This window comes from Sinorhizobium sp. B11, from assembly GCA_039725955.1.
GTDB lineage: Bacteria > Pseudomonadota > Alphaproteobacteria > Rhizobiales > Rhizobiaceae > Rhizobium.
The window spans coordinates 338640-351560 of sequence record CP091033.1; the positions used below are offsets into that span (position 1 = coordinate 338640).

The 12921-nt window shown below is 60.8% G+C and carries 11 protein-coding genes; 3 read left to right on the plus strand and 8 right to left on the minus strand.

Features of this window, described 5'->3' with window-relative positions:
- Positions 1-3 precede the first annotated feature (3 nt).
- From LVY75_01550 to LVY75_01560, 3 genes are read right to left on the minus strand one after another with little or no spacing between them, the layout of a single operon-like run.
- On the minus strand, positions 4-744 hold the full coding sequence (locus LVY75_01550) for an ABC transporter ATP-binding protein (protein XAZ20677.1): 741 nt from the start codon (positions 742-744) through the stop codon (positions 4-6).
- Positions 720-1598 (minus strand): ABC transporter permease, encoded by an 879-nt coding sequence (locus LVY75_01555; GenBank protein XAZ20678.1) that lies wholly within the window; start codon positions 1596-1598, stop codon positions 720-722. The genes LVY75_01550 and LVY75_01555 overlap by 25 nt, the downstream gene beginning before the upstream one ends.
- Before the next feature lie 41 nt (positions 1599-1639).
- Positions 1640-2665, minus strand: coding sequence for an ABC transporter substrate-binding protein (locus LVY75_01560; protein ID XAZ20679.1), 1026 nt, complete (start codon positions 2663-2665; stop codon positions 1640-1642).
- A 470-nt stretch (positions 2666-3135) separates the two neighbouring features.
- Here LVY75_01560 and LVY75_01565 point away from each other — a divergent pair, with 470 nt between their 5' ends.
- Positions 3136-4659 carry a diguanylate cyclase gene (locus tag LVY75_01565; protein ID XAZ20680.1) on the plus strand — a complete coding sequence of 508 codons (1524 nt, stop codon included), beginning with the start codon at positions 3136-3138 and terminating at the stop codon, positions 4657-4659.
- A gap of 14 nt (positions 4660-4673) precedes the next feature.
- Here LVY75_01565 and LVY75_01570 read toward each other — a convergent pair whose 3' ends face one another.
- Entirely contained in the window at positions 4674-5540 is an 867-nt protein-coding gene (locus LVY75_01570) for a LysR substrate-binding domain-containing protein (GenBank protein ID XAZ20681.1), read from the minus strand.
- A gap of 144 nt (positions 5541-5684) precedes the next feature.
- Here LVY75_01570 and LVY75_01575 point away from each other — a divergent pair, with 144 nt between their 5' ends.
- Positions 5685-6542, plus strand: a complete 858-nt coding sequence (locus tag LVY75_01575) for a DUF1989 domain-containing protein (protein ID XAZ20682.1) — start codon at positions 5685-5687, stop codon at positions 6540-6542.
- A 35-nt stretch (positions 6543-6577) separates the two neighbouring features.
- On the opposite strand, the gene LVY75_01580 is transcribed toward LVY75_01575, so the two are convergent.
- Entirely contained in the window at positions 6578-7843 is a 1266-nt protein-coding gene (locus LVY75_01580; protein ID XAZ20683.1) for a glycerate kinase, read from the minus strand.
- A gap of 175 nt (positions 7844-8018) precedes the next feature.
- Here LVY75_01580 and LVY75_01585 point away from each other — a divergent pair, with 175 nt between their 5' ends.
- Positions 8019-9311, plus strand: a complete 1293-nt coding sequence (locus tag LVY75_01585) for an MFS transporter (protein XAZ20684.1) — start codon at positions 8019-8021, stop codon at positions 9309-9311.
- 76 nt (positions 9312-9387) lie between these two features.
- Here LVY75_01585 and LVY75_01590 read toward each other — a convergent pair whose 3' ends face one another.
- From LVY75_01590 to LVY75_01600, 3 genes are all read right to left on the minus strand, one after another.
- The gene (locus LVY75_01590; protein XAZ20685.1) at positions 9388-10848 is read right to left on the minus strand and encodes an MFS transporter; all 1461 of its coding nucleotides are present in this window, start codon (positions 10846-10848) and stop codon (positions 9388-9390) included.
- Between the two features lie 64 nt (positions 10849-10912).
- The gene (locus LVY75_01595; GenBank protein ID XAZ20686.1) at positions 10913-11749 is read right to left on the minus strand and encodes an alpha/beta hydrolase; all 837 of its coding nucleotides are present in this window, start codon (positions 11747-11749) and stop codon (positions 10913-10915) included.
- An 11-nt stretch (positions 11750-11760) separates the two neighbouring features.
- Entirely contained in the window at positions 11761-12921 is a 1161-nt protein-coding gene (locus LVY75_01600) for an FAD-dependent monooxygenase (protein XAZ20687.1), read from the minus strand.

The window sequence follows — 12921 nt, forward strand, 5'->3', positions numbered from 1 at the left end:
GTTTCAGGCGGCGCGGCGGCCGGGGGCATCAACCCCGAGCCGGCTCAGAAGCCGGGTTCGGATCTGTGCGAAGCGCGGGTCGCCGTGGTCGCGAGGCACGGCCAGGTCGATGCGCAGATCCTCCACCAAGCGGCCCTCGTCGAGCACCAGGATCCGGTCGGCGAGCGAGATCGCCTCATCGACATCATGGGTGACGAGCAGGACGGCGGGGCGGTGTTTTGCACAAAGCTCCCGCAAGAGATCATGCATCTTCAGCCGGGTCAGCGCATCGAGCGCGCCGAAGGGTTCGTCAGCCAGCAGCAGGGCCGGCTCGCGCACCAGCGAGCGGGCAAGTGCCACTCTCTGCTGTTCGCCGCCGGACAGTTGGTTCGGCCAGGCAGTTTCGCGTCCTTTGAGACCAACTTCGGCGAGGGCCTTGCGTCCGGCTTCCTGTCCGGTTTCACCCGGCAGGCCGAGCGTGACGTTCTGAATGACCGTGCGCCAGGGCAGCAGGCGGGCATCCTGAAAGACCACCGAAAGCCTTTCCGGGGTCTCGAGCGTCCCCGTTCCCTCGACCTCATGATCGAGGCCGGCAAGGGCTCTGAGAAAAGTGCTCTTGCCTGATCCGCTTTTCCCGAGCAGGGCCACGAATTCGCCCTCACCGATATCGAGATCCACACTGTCGAGGATCGTCTTCGCCGCAAAACGTCGCACGAGATTTTCGACGCGGACCGCGGGTTTCAGTTGGCCAGAGTGCGGCGCCATGACAGGACCCTCCGTTCGAGCAGGCGGACGAGACCGTCCGAGACGAGGCCGAGCAGCACATAGACCACGAGGCCGACGAGAATGACGTCGGTCTGGCCATAGGTGCGGGCAAGATCGATCATGTAGCCGAGGCCGCTAGTGGAATTGATCTGCTCGACCACCACAAGCGACACCCAGCAGAGCGTGACGGCAAAGCGCAGGCCGAGGAGGAAGCCGGGCAGGGCGCCGGGCAGTACCACCTGGAAGATGAAGTCCTTCTGGCTCATGCGCAGCGTCTCGGCGAGCTCGACGTAGCGGCTGTCGATGCTGCGCAGTGCGTTGTGGGTGTGGATGTAGATGGGGATGATGACGGCAAGCACGATGGTCGTGACCTTCATGCTTTCGCCAATCCCGAACCACAGAATGAAAAGCGGGATCAGCGCCAGCGTCGGGATCGCGCGTTTGATCTGGATTGGCCCGTCAATCAGCGCTTCGCCGATGCGTGATAGGCCGGCGATAACCGCGAGAGCCGTGCCGATGACGAGGCCGATGCTGAGGCCCAGCAGTGCACGGGTCGCAGACGTCAAGAAATTATCCTGCAGGCGACCCTCGGCGATCAACCGACCAAAGGCCTCGATGACCGTCCAGGGGGCAGAGAGAATGCGCGGATCGATCCATCCGAATGTCGATCCAGCGATCCAGGCAAGCACCAGCAATGCCGGGCCGATCTGAAGTCCGAACGGTATCTCGCGTCCGGGACCGAGCCTACGGCGAGCGCGGGAGGCTGCGTGTTTTGCAGTGGTTGTTATGCCGGCGCTCTCGCGCGGCGCTCGCCGTGAGGTCTTGACGTTATCTGCATCCCAGGTGGTTGCCATGCTTGCGATCTCCTCTCTTCGCTATGGAACGGCGCACGTGATCACTGGCTTCTTGGCAGGGCGCCAGCAGCGATTTTTTCGAAGCGGTTGTCGAAGATCTGTTCGACGTCGAAGGGCTTGTAGCCAAGCTCGTCAGCCAGGAGGTTGATGGTTTCCTGATGGCGCTTCTTCACGTCTGCCCAGCTATCCGGAATGACCTGGGTGCCTGAGAGCTTGACGAGAAATTCGGCATCCTCGCGGCTGAGACCCTGCTGGCCAATATAATATTCCTTGATCCAGATCTCGGGGTTCTGATCGACCCATTCGGTTGCCCGTGCCCAGAGGCGGACGTATTCGGCCAGGGCGGCCGCCTTTGCGGGATCGTCCAGCACCCATTGCGGTGCATAGAGGTGGGAGGGGTCGTCACGAAGTCCGTGCTCGATCAGGCTCGCGCCATCGGAGCCATACTGGCTGACGTAGCGACGGATATTGACGCCGCCGAGCGGCGCAATATCGACCTGCTTGCTGGCGAGCGCCTTCGGATAGACGTCGCCGGTGCTCGGCAGTTCGACCAGTGTGGCGTCTTTCTTCGTCAGGCCTGCGGAATGAAGCGCACGAAGCACAAGTGTACCCTGGGCCTGGCCGGGACTGAAGGCGATGCGCTTGCCGCGGAAATCTGCGAGCGACTTGACATCGACGCCAGGCGCGATGCCGAAACGGTAGATTGGATTGGCAGTCGGGTCCTTCCGTTCGCGATAGGCGATGTTGCGGACCGGCAGGTTGTTCCAGGTTGCAAAGATCGACGGGATTTCGGCTACGGAGCCGACATCAAGTGCATGCGCGCGGAAGGCTTCGGATGTCTGGGGGCCACCGCTGAGATTTGCCCATTTGACCTCGAAGGTGAGTTCCTTGGCGAGGCCGGAAACCTCGAGAGCCTTCTGTGTCACGGGATCGCCGATCGTCAGAACCGTCCCGGGCGGCACTTTGTCAAGCAGCGGTGCGCTTGCCTCTGTCGCTGCAACGTTGCTGAACGTGCCAAGGGAGAGGAGGCCGAGCGCAACCGTTCCCAGAGTTTTTGCCAATGTCATCGTTGATGTTTCCCGTTTAAGGTTGCAATGTCAGGAGGCGATAACGGGAAGAGTGTCGAATTCTCTATTAAATCTATAGACTATTTATTTCTTTCGTTCGCCTGTTCGTGAAAAATCGTACCAATTGTGCCGGTGGCGCGGACGCACGCATTATTTGCTGAAGACATGACGATTTCTGCGTGGGCGAGAAGACGCGGCCCGCCGTTGTGATGAGATCGAGGTCAGAACAGTGAAACCCATGCAATGCCGAGGCCGCCTCCTCGGGGATCATTGCAACCGGATCGCCTCTTAGCTTTCCAGAAACCTTGTCTTGCTTCGGGACGGCTTTGAAATTCTCGCACCGTGAGACTTGGTTACATTCCTTTACGTTCCGCTGTTAAAGTCACCGCCGAAATATCTGCTGAAGCGACTTAACAGTTGGGCTGACGATGCTTGGTGCCGAGATCCTTGCATTCCTGAAGGCGTGTCCAATGGCGGTGCTCGTGTTCGACACCGCTGGCCGCGTGGTTTTTGTCAATGACGAAGCAGGACATCTCCTCCATCTCGAAAGTCAGCCTGCCGGAGTCGATATTGCCGAGCTCATGCCCGAGTGGCCCTTGCTCTCAGGCGTCTCTACCGCCTTCGTTGACGATCGTGCCGGTCATCGCCGATCATGTCGGCTACAGGTCATAAACTGGTCCACGGGTGCAGAGACGGTCACAGCCGTTTTCCTCGAGCCTGTCAATGACGAGCGTCCCGCAGGTTATGCGGCGCGCGAGGCAAATCTGCGCCTGCGCTATGTCATAGAGATGCTGCCGGAGGCGGTCTGTGTGTTCGACGCCAACGATCGCTATGTTCTCTGGAACCAGAAATATGCCGAGCTTTATGCTGACATAGCCGAGCACCTCAGGCCTGGTGCTGCGTTCGAGGATATATTGAGGACCAGTCTCGCAGGGGACAGGATGTGCGAGCTCGTCGCCGACAAGGAGGCCTGGTTCAGCGCCCGCATGCAGAAATTCCGTCAGCCGGTTTCGCAGGAGGAACAGCGGTTGCAGGATGGCCGCTGGCTGCGCCACGACGACCGGCGCACGCCGGACGGTGGCGCCATTGGCATGCGCATCGATATTACCGGCCTCAAGCAGCGAGAAGACTGGCTTCGCCAATTGTTCGATGCGAATCCCATGCCCATGCTTTTGTGCGATGGCGAGAGCCTCGCCATCCTCCAGGCCAACCAGACGGCCGTCGATTTCTATGGCTTCCAACCAGCAGCGCTATTGTCGAAGCGGGCCTGTGACATGCATGTCGACGGCGAACTCCAGGCATTTGAGAAGATCCTCCTTCATCTCGATGGTGACCGTGATGCACGGACGATCTGGCGGCAGGCGACGCTGGACGGATCGGAGCGTCATGTGCTGATCTATGTTCGCCAGCTCCACGAAGGGGCCGAGCGCCGGCTGCTGCTCACCGTGGCCGACGTCAGCGACAGAATTCTTGCCGAGGCTGAGGCCAACCGTTTGGCACATCACGATATTCTCACAGGCCTGCCGAACAGGATGCAGTTCTACAAAGCGCTCCAAAAAGCCCTTACATCGGAGGACAGGGAGAGGGTCATCATCTGCTGCCTGGATCTGGATGGGTTCAAGCCCGTCAATGATACGTTTGGCCATGCTGCCGGCGATGAAGTGCTAAAAAATGTCGCCAACCGGCTGCAGATGCATGCGCAGGGCCATCTGGTCGCCCGCCTCGGCGGTGATGAATTCGCCATCCTGATGAGGGGGCAAAGAGGTGAGGCGATTGATCTCGCCGAGCGCTGTATCGACGCCTTCGAACAGTCTTTTGCCATCAATGGTCTTGCTATCCGTCTCGGTGTCAGCATTGGCATTGCCGCGGTTGACGGAGTGGATGGAGAAGCGCTCATGCAGGAGGCGGACCGGGCGCTCTATCGTGCCAAGGCCGATGGCCGCAACACCTGGCGCATGACACCTCTCGATCTGCCTGTTCCGAAGCGGGCATAGGCCTGATCAGTCCGTCAGTTCTCCTGTTTTGCAGCAAGCAGCCAATCACGAAGCGTTTTTGCCTCGCGCGAGAGGCCCTTTGCCTCGATGAGCCAGTAAGCCTTGTCCATATCGGTAGCCCGCTCGAAGAGGGAAACGAGCGAACCTGCCGCGATCTCTTCTGCGATCAGGGCGGTCGGGCAAAGGCCGATGCCCTGGCCGCTGATCAACGAGCCGATCATGAGGTTGAAGTCGGCAAAAATAGGTCCGGCTTTCGGCGAGGAATGGATGCCGGCGCCTGACAGCCAGCGTGCCCAGGCATCGGTCGTCTCGTCATGCAGGATTTCGCAGGCAAGCAGGTCGGCTGGCTTTTGAAACGGGCCATGCCGGGCAAGGAATTTCGCCGAACAGGTTGGCCTGGTCTCGGCATCGAGGAGCTTGATGGCGCCGGGACCTGGCCGCACGCCGTGGCAGACGAGGAGATCGGCACCTGCAGCTTCAGGCGTCCTGGCATCCAGCGCGTAGACGATGTTGATCCGGATTTCGGGGAAGGCAGTTCTCAGCCTCGGCAGTTGCGGAATGAGCCATCGCACCGCCATGGAGGGAATGCATGCAACGCTGACCGGGCGGCTGTTGGCTTCCAGCCTCAACTGCCCGGCGGCGACTTCGATATGCGTTAAGGCATGCGTGACGGCCGAGCCGAATTCCCTGCCGGCGGCCGTTAACGTCACGCCACGGCTATGACGCAGAAACAGGGGGATGCGGAGCCAAGTCTCCATTGCCTTCACATGCTGGCTTATGCCGGCGGGTTTCAGATTCAATTCGGCAGCAGCCCTGACGAAGCTTTCGTGGCGCGCGGCTGCTTCGAATGCCCGCAGTGACGCGAGAGGAAAGTTTCTCATGGCAGGATGACTAAGCAAAACTTGTCCAGAGAGCAAGGGACAGCTCAGTTGCCCAACGGCGTGGCCCAGCTAAGAGTGCTCGGCGATTATTGCGTGTTACCGGGCGCAACACCCGGAGACCGCCAGCGGAGCGAAAATAACAGGATGTCGAAACAGTCGATCGTGCCAGTTCCTTCCGACGCAACCGAGCGGCGGTCAGCACCGCCCGTGGTCGTCTACCCAGTCGAAACGCTGCCATCCGCCGATCTCGGTCTGCTCGAGGCGGCCCGCCAAACGCTGACGAAGGTCGGCGAGGTAATCGTGCCGCCGCGCGAGGCAGGCAGCTTTCACGTTCCGCAGGGTCATTTCTTTCGCATCGTCAGTATCGACGGCCCGCAGGTTGGTGACCTCAATCTGTGGAACGCTGCAGACCTCTCCGAACGGTTTTTCAGCGGCAAGACACGAGCATTGCGCGCGACCCATGTCGGTGTCGGCGATCGTCTATGGAGTACGCTGCCCTACCTGCGCCCCATGGCGACGATCACCTATGACAGCCTTGGCTGGTACGGGTGGGATGATGACGGAGCTGGCGTTCATGACGTCATCGGCACGCGCTGCGATCCCTATACCAACCGATTGCTGAAGGGTAGCGATTACCATTACTGCTGCCATTCGAACCTGACGCGGGCGCTTGCGGCCGAGAGCGGCATGCCGCTCGAGCAAGCGGAAATGCACGTGCATGACGTCCTCAACGTCTTCATGTGCACCGGCTTCACCAAGGATACGCACCAGTATTTCATGAAGGCAAGTCCGGTACGGCCGGGAGATTTCATCGAGTTCTTTGCCGAAATCGATCTTCTTGGTGCCCTGTCGGCATGCCCGGGCGGCGATTGCGGCGCAAGCCATTCGAGCGATGTGGCCGCCTGCTATCCGTTGAAGGTCGAAATGTGGAAGCCTGATCCCGTAGCACTCGCCGGTTGGACACCGCCGGTGCGAAATCCCTATCCGAGAACGCATCGATAACAAGGACGTCGAGAAACTCCTTCATGAAGGAGCGCTCAGACGATCAGGATTGCCCTGAAATCGTTGACATTGGTGCCGGTCGGACCGGTTTCGAAGAGGTCGCCGATTGCCTTGAAGCCGGAATAGCTGTCGTTGGCGTCGAGCACATGGCGCGGGTCGCGACCGGCGGCGCGTAGCCGCTTGACGGTCCCCCCGTCGGCAAAGGCGCCGGCATTGTTTTCCGAACCATCGATACCGTCGGTGTCGGCGGCAAGCACGTGGACGGCGTTATAGCCATCGATGGCCAGAGCCAGAGCGAGCGCGAATTCGCCGTTACGTCCGCCTTTGCCGCCCTTTGCGCGCAACGTCACGGTCGTTTCGCCGCCGGAGAGGATGACGACGGGTTTCGTGAAAGGCCGGTCGCGACCGGCAACCTCGCGTGCGATTGCCGCATGTACCAGCGCCACGTCGCGCGATTCCCCCTCGACGGAATCCGACAGGATCGCCGGTGTGATGCCCTGCGAGCGGGCGAGTTCGGCGGCTGCCTCGAGCGACACGCCGGCCGAAGCGATGATGTGGTGCTCGTGACCGGCAAAGACCGCATCGTCCGGTCGTGGCGCATCGGCCTTCGGAGAATTCAGATGATCCATGGCAGCCTGCGGCAGCTTGAGGCTGTATTGCTGGATAATTTGAAGCGCATCATGCCGGGTCGAGCCATCGGGAACAGTCGGTCCGGAGGCCACGTGAGCGGGATTGTCGCCGGGAATGTCCGAGACGATCAGGCTGACGACGCGGGCCCTGGTCGCAGCCGCCAGCCGTCCGCCCTTGATCGTCGAGAGATGCTTGCGCACGACGTTCATGGCCGAGATCGGCGCGCCGGAAGCCAGAAGCAGCTCATTGAGCAGAATCTCGTCCTGCAGCGTCAGCCCTTCGGGAGGAGAAGGCAGCAGCGCCGAGCCGCCGCCACAGATCAGTGCGATGACAAGGTCATCCTCGCTCAATCCGGCGACGGTTTCGATCAACCGTCTGGAAGCGGCAAGGCCGGCAGCATCGGGCACGGGATGGGCGGCTTCGATGATCTCGATATTGTCCGTTTGGCAGCCATAGCCGTAGCGGGTGACGACCACGCCTTCGAGCCGCCCATCCCACACGCTTTCCAATGCGCGCGCCATCTGCGCGGCACCCTTGCCTGCGCCTATCACGACCGTCTTGCCCTTTGGTTTTTTTGGCAGATGCGCAGTGATGCCGGTCAGCGGATCGGCAGCGCGCACGGCTGCGGAAAACAGGCTGGTCAGGAATTCGCGGGGGGAGAACTGGGTCATGATGATCTCTCTGGAGATACGGCAGGAGCGGGTAAGCTTCCGCTTCGTTAGCGATGACAATCGACATATCGCTTGTCAATGGAAGAGCCGTCCCCAACCGTTCGGTGTGATTGATAATGGTCCCGATGCGGCTATCTATTGAAGAGAAAAGCAACAATCATTTGGAGAATTTGCAATGGTCAACGAACAGCAGTTGATCTCGAAGATCACCTGGCGGCTCATGCCATTCCTCGGAATCCTTTATCTCATTGCCTATATCGATCGTCAGAATGTCAGTTTCGCCAAGCTCGAAATGGTCGATGCGCTCGGTATGAGCGAATATGCCTATGGCCTCGGAGCTTCGCTCTTTTTCATCGGATATTTCCTCTTTGAAGTGCCGAGCAACCTGTTCCTCGACAGGTTCGGTGCGCGCGTCTGGTTCGCGCGCATCCTAGTCTCCTGGGGCATCGTCACCATACTGCTCTCCTATACGCAGAACGCGACGATGTTCTATATCCTGCGCTTCCTGCTCGGCGTCTGCGAGGCGGGCTTCTTTCCGGGCGTCCTTTACCTTCTGACGCTCTGGTTCCCCTCGGATTATCGCGGCCGCATGGTTGGCCTCTTCATGATTTTCAGTGCGCTCGCCAACGCCATCGGCGCGCCAGTTGGAGGCATGCTGCTCGATCTCGATGGTTTCCTCGGCCATGCCGGCTGGCAATGGGTCTTTCTGGCGACAGGCATTCCGGCCGTCATTGCCGGTGTCATCACGTTCTTCTATCTCTATGACCGACCGGAAAATGCGAATTTCCTCAGCAAGGAGGAGAAGAGCTGGTTGGCAGATCGCCTGGCGTCCGAAAATTCCGGCATGGATCACAATGCCGAGAACGGCTTCAAGGCGCTCGTCGACCCCCGCGTCCTGCTGATGGCGCTTTGCTACATCGCCTTTCCGCTCGCCGCCTATGGCCTCAGCTACTGGCTGCCGACCATCGTGAAAGCCTTCGGCGTCAGCAACACCGTGAACGGCTTCCTCAACATCATTCCCTGGATCCTGGTGGCCATCGCCCTCTGGGCGGTGCCGGCTGCTGCGGACAAGGTGAAGACCAAGACGCCCTACATCGTCATTCCCGCCTTCATCGGTGCGGCCTGCCTGCTGCTCTCGGCGCTCGTTCCGAACAATACGCTGCAGTTCATTTTCCTCTGCGTTGCCGCGGCGGGCATCTTCGCGCCACAGCCGGTCTTCTGGAGCCTGCCGTCCCGCTTCCTCAAGGGGGCGGGTGCTGCGGCCGGCCTCGCAGCCATCAATTCTGTCGGCAATCTCGGCGGCTTTGTCGCTCAGAACGTCGTGCCCTGGATCAAGGACGAAACCGGCAGCACGATTGCACCGATGTTCTTCCTGGCGATCTGCCTTGCCGCCGGTGCGCTGCTCGTCTTTGCTGTCGCCATGATCATCGCGCGCAAGGAACATGATGCCGTGCCACGCGGCGTCTGAGACTTTGCAAATGTCGAAACCCCGGCATCACAGATACCGGGGCTTCGTTCCGCCAACGCTGCCGGGCGGCCAAGTGCTAGGAGGAAATGTCCTCGAGCTTGCGTCCACCGGTCTCGATCATCTGCGTTGCGGCAAGCGCGCCGATCACAGCGACGATCCCGAACATGATGAAGACCGACCTGATGCCCTGTGCGCCGACCATGTAGCCGACCGTCGTCGGGCCGACGGCCGAGGCGATGCGAAGCCATGATGTGGCAAGGCCCGTTCCGACCGCACGCATGCGCGTCGGGTAGATTTCCGGCGTATAGAGATAAAGCACGGCGTTGACGGAGCCGACGACGCCATAGGCAAGTGTCGCCAGCAGAATGAGCGACCAAAGGCTGTTTGCACCACCGCCGGCGAGTGCGGCCAAGAGTACAGCGCCGATCAGGAAGGAGACGACGGCCCAGGTGCGCCGCCCGACACGGTCGATGCAGAAGGCGCAGACAAGCAGGATCACGACCTGCGCGACATTGGTCATCGAGGCTGCCCTCAGCGCGCTGCCGAGTTCCAGCGAATAGACGGTGTGATAGAGCGTCGGCATCCAGTTGTTCAGGCTGTTGGCCACGAAGAACGAGCTCGCCCAGAGGATCCAGGCGACGACGGTGCGCATGCGGAACGTCGGTGACAATAGTTCCCGCCAGCGGCTGCGTGGTTGAGGTGCCGCCGTCTGACTTTGCCCTCCGAGCGCCAGCGTTGCTTCGTTATAGGCGCGGTCGTCGAAGGAATAGCCGGGATCCTTGCGCCGAGCGCTTTCCTCGGCCTGGCGGATCACTTTTTCGGCTTCATCGAGGCGGCCCTGGCCGATCAGCCAGCGCGGTGATTCCGGCAGCCGATAAAGCAGATAGGCAATCAGCAGACCGGGAATCCCGCCGAGCAGGAACAATGATTTCCAGCCGAAGATCGGCACGATCACTGTGCCGACCTGGCCCGTTACCATCAGGCCTATCGGAAAGATCAGCTCGTAGAGCATGAAGTTGCGACCGCGACCCTTGGCGCGCAGGAGCTCGCTGATATAGGTGGCGGCAACGGGCATTTCGCCGCCGACACCAATGCCCTGGATCAGGCGGCAGATGAACAGCATATGGAAATTGCCGGCCATAATGCAGGCGACACTCATGACCGACATCAGTGCGGTGGCGGAGGCGGCCATGTGGACGCGGCCGAGCGTTTCCGCAAGACGGCTGAAGATAAGGGCGCCGACGAGCTGGCCGATATAGCTTGCCGCGATCATCCAGCCGATCTGAGCCGGCGTCAGGGCCCAGAGCTTGATCAGGATCGGTAGAACGAAGGCCAGCGAAAGCGCATCGAAGGCGTCGAGGAACGTAGCGCTCCCCATGATGATACGCGCCCGGCGATGCCAGGGCGTAAAAGGGATCGCTTCGAAACGGGCCGTCAGAAACGCGGCGCGGCCTGCCAGTCGTGTCTGTTGCGGGCCGTCGTGCGAAACATCGCCTGCAGCCGACCCGGCAACCAGTATGCTATTGTTGTCGTGCATATCATCCTCCCAGATCGGCACGTTTTAACAGGCCGGCGGCATCCCCCCTGCCGCCAGTTTCACTCTATTGGACGACAGCTTCAATCATCTTGCCGATCGCCTTTGCGATGACGTCGCTACATTCGATTGGCGTCAGATGCCGGGCGCCTGGCAGGATCGTCAGGGAAGCCCCAGGGATTGCGTCCGCAAGCTGGCGTGCGCTCTCGATCGGGGTCGCATAGTCTTCTTCCCCGACAATGACCGAAACAGGGAAGTGAAAGCTGGAAAGCGCACTGCGAAGATCGGCATCGCCGAGCATGATGCAGGTCGCCTCATAGGCATCGAGATCGTTGCGGACAAAGATCTCCATCATCTCCTGGATCTTGCGTGGATTATCCGCCCTGAAACGGTCGCCAAACCAGCGGGTCGCCTGGAAGGCGGCCATCGAGGCGAGGCCTTCGGCCCGCGCTTTCTGAGCCCGTGCCCGCCATTCTTCAGGTGCCTTTTCCCCGTACCAGGCGGTAGTGTCGATAAGGACCATTGCCGAAACGCGTTCAGGGTGGCGCGCGGCAAAAGCCTGCGTGATGCAGCCTCCCATCGAACAGCCGGCAACGGCCACCTTATCCCAGCCGGCCTTGTCCAGAACCTCGGCGACGTCATCGGCGTAGCGTTCGATGGCGTGGGAAAGGGGCGCACGGCTGCTCCAGCCATGCCCCCGGCAGTCGATGCAGATGATCTCCGCCTGACCCTGCAGGCCTGAGATGACGTCCGTCCAGATACTGCCGTCAAGGGCAAGCGAATGGATCAACAGCAGGCGCGGCTTTCCGGGCGTGCCATAATGCCGGAAGGCGATGGTCGCCTCATCCGAGACGGTCACGAACTCGTAGTGACCGTCCATCTCACGGGTTTCTTGCTGCAACATCTGTGTTCCGATCAGCCGGCCATGGCCAGCTCGTTTTCACCGACAAGCGGCACGTTCCAGGCGTCATAGCCGTAGAGCCACGTCGTATCGTCGTTACCGCCCGACATCCATGTGTTGGCGCTGGAGATGGCCTGAATGCGAGACGTACGCGGCTTGCGGTTCGCCTCGTAGCGGCGGAAGGCGCCTTCGATATCGTCATTGTCGACGGCCTCAAGGCAGCGCGCCAGCACGGCGGCGTCCTCGATCGAGGTTGCCGCACCCTGGGCCATGTAGGGCGTCATCGGATGGCAGGCGTCACCGAGAAGTACAACGCGGCCATCGCTCCAGCGCGGCAGCGGCTCGCGTTCGAGAATTGCCCATTTGTGGCAATCCGGGCAGGCGTTGAGAACCATCTGCACTTCCGGATGGAAGCCTTCATAGGCGGCTCTCAATTCCTTGACGTCGCCCTTCGCTGACCAGGATTCAGCCGTCATCCAGTCGGCGGATTCGGGAACGCTTGTGACGAAATAGAGCGAGCTGCGGTCTGCGGCCGTGTAATAAATGACGATGTGCCGGTCGAGGCCCCACCATTTCGTTCGCGAAGGCGCGATCGTGCCACCGTTCATCAGGCTGGCATCGAAGACTGCGCGGTAGGCAATACGCCCCTTGTGCAGCGGTGCGTCGGGACCGACGATGATTTCGCGCACCAGCGAGTGAACGCCATCAGCGGCAATGACCGCGTCTGCTTCGACCTTGGTGCCGTCGGCGAAGGACAGGCTGACGCCGTCGTTCTTCTGATCAAGACCGACGAGCTTCTTGCCGAGATGGACGATCTCGGGCGGAAGCACGGAGTAGAGTGCCTCGTGCAGATCGGCGCGATGCATGCAGAGAAACGGTGCGCCATAGAGGCTTTCCGGCATCGGCAGCTCGCGCTTGATCTCGCCGGTGTCCCAGACGCGGTTGAGATGGGAATAGGGTTCGAAGGCAGTCTTCTTGAGCCGGTCGAGTACGCCGATGCCGCGTAGCACATGCGACGAATTGGGCAGCATCTGGATGCCGGCGCCGACGCGCGCAAATTTCGGTGCCTGCTCGTAAACCTGGACGTCGATGCCGACTTTACGCAGCGTCGCCGCAGCGGCAAGCCCGCCCATGCCGGCGCCAATGATCGCGATCTTCGGTTTGCTCTTGGCCAT

Coding starts and splice junctions, on each gene's coding strand:
- LVY75_01560 (XAZ20679.1), bottom strand. CDS start 2,665: ATGACATTGGCAAAAACTCTGGGAACGGTTGCGCTCGGCCTCCTCTCC.
- LVY75_01590 (XAZ20685.1), bottom strand. CDS start 10,848: ATGCACGACAACAATAGCATACTGGTTGCCGGGTCGGCTGCAGGCGAT.
- LVY75_01565 (XAZ20680.1), top strand. CDS start 3,136: ATGGCGGTGCTCGTGTTCGACACCGCTGGCCGCGTGGTTTTTGTCAAT.
- LVY75_01600 (XAZ20687.1), bottom strand. CDS start 12,921: ATGGCCAAGAGCAAACCGAAGATCGCGATCATTGGCGCCGGCATGGGC.
- LVY75_01595 (XAZ20686.1), bottom strand. CDS start 11,749: ATGTTGCAGCAAGAAACCCGTGAGATGGACGGTCACTACGAGTTCGTG.
- LVY75_01550 (XAZ20677.1), bottom strand. CDS start 744: ATGGCGCCGCACTCTGGCCAACTGAAACCCGCGGTCCGCGTCGAAAAT.
- LVY75_01580 (XAZ20683.1), bottom strand. CDS start 7,843: ATGACCCAGTTCTCCCCCCGCGAATTCCTGACCAGCCTGTTTTCCGCA.
- LVY75_01585 (XAZ20684.1), top strand. CDS start 8,019: ATGGTCAACGAACAGCAGTTGATCTCGAAGATCACCTGGCGGCTCATG.
- LVY75_01570 (XAZ20681.1), bottom strand. CDS start 5,540: ATGAGAAACTTTCCTCTCGCGTCACTGCGGGCATTCGAAGCAGCCGCG.
- LVY75_01555 (XAZ20678.1), bottom strand. CDS start 1,598: ATGGCAACCACCTGGGATGCAGATAACGTCAAGACCTCACGGCGAGCG.
- LVY75_01575 (XAZ20682.1), top strand. CDS start 5,685: ATGTCGAAACAGTCGATCGTGCCAGTTCCTTCCGACGCAACCGAGCGG.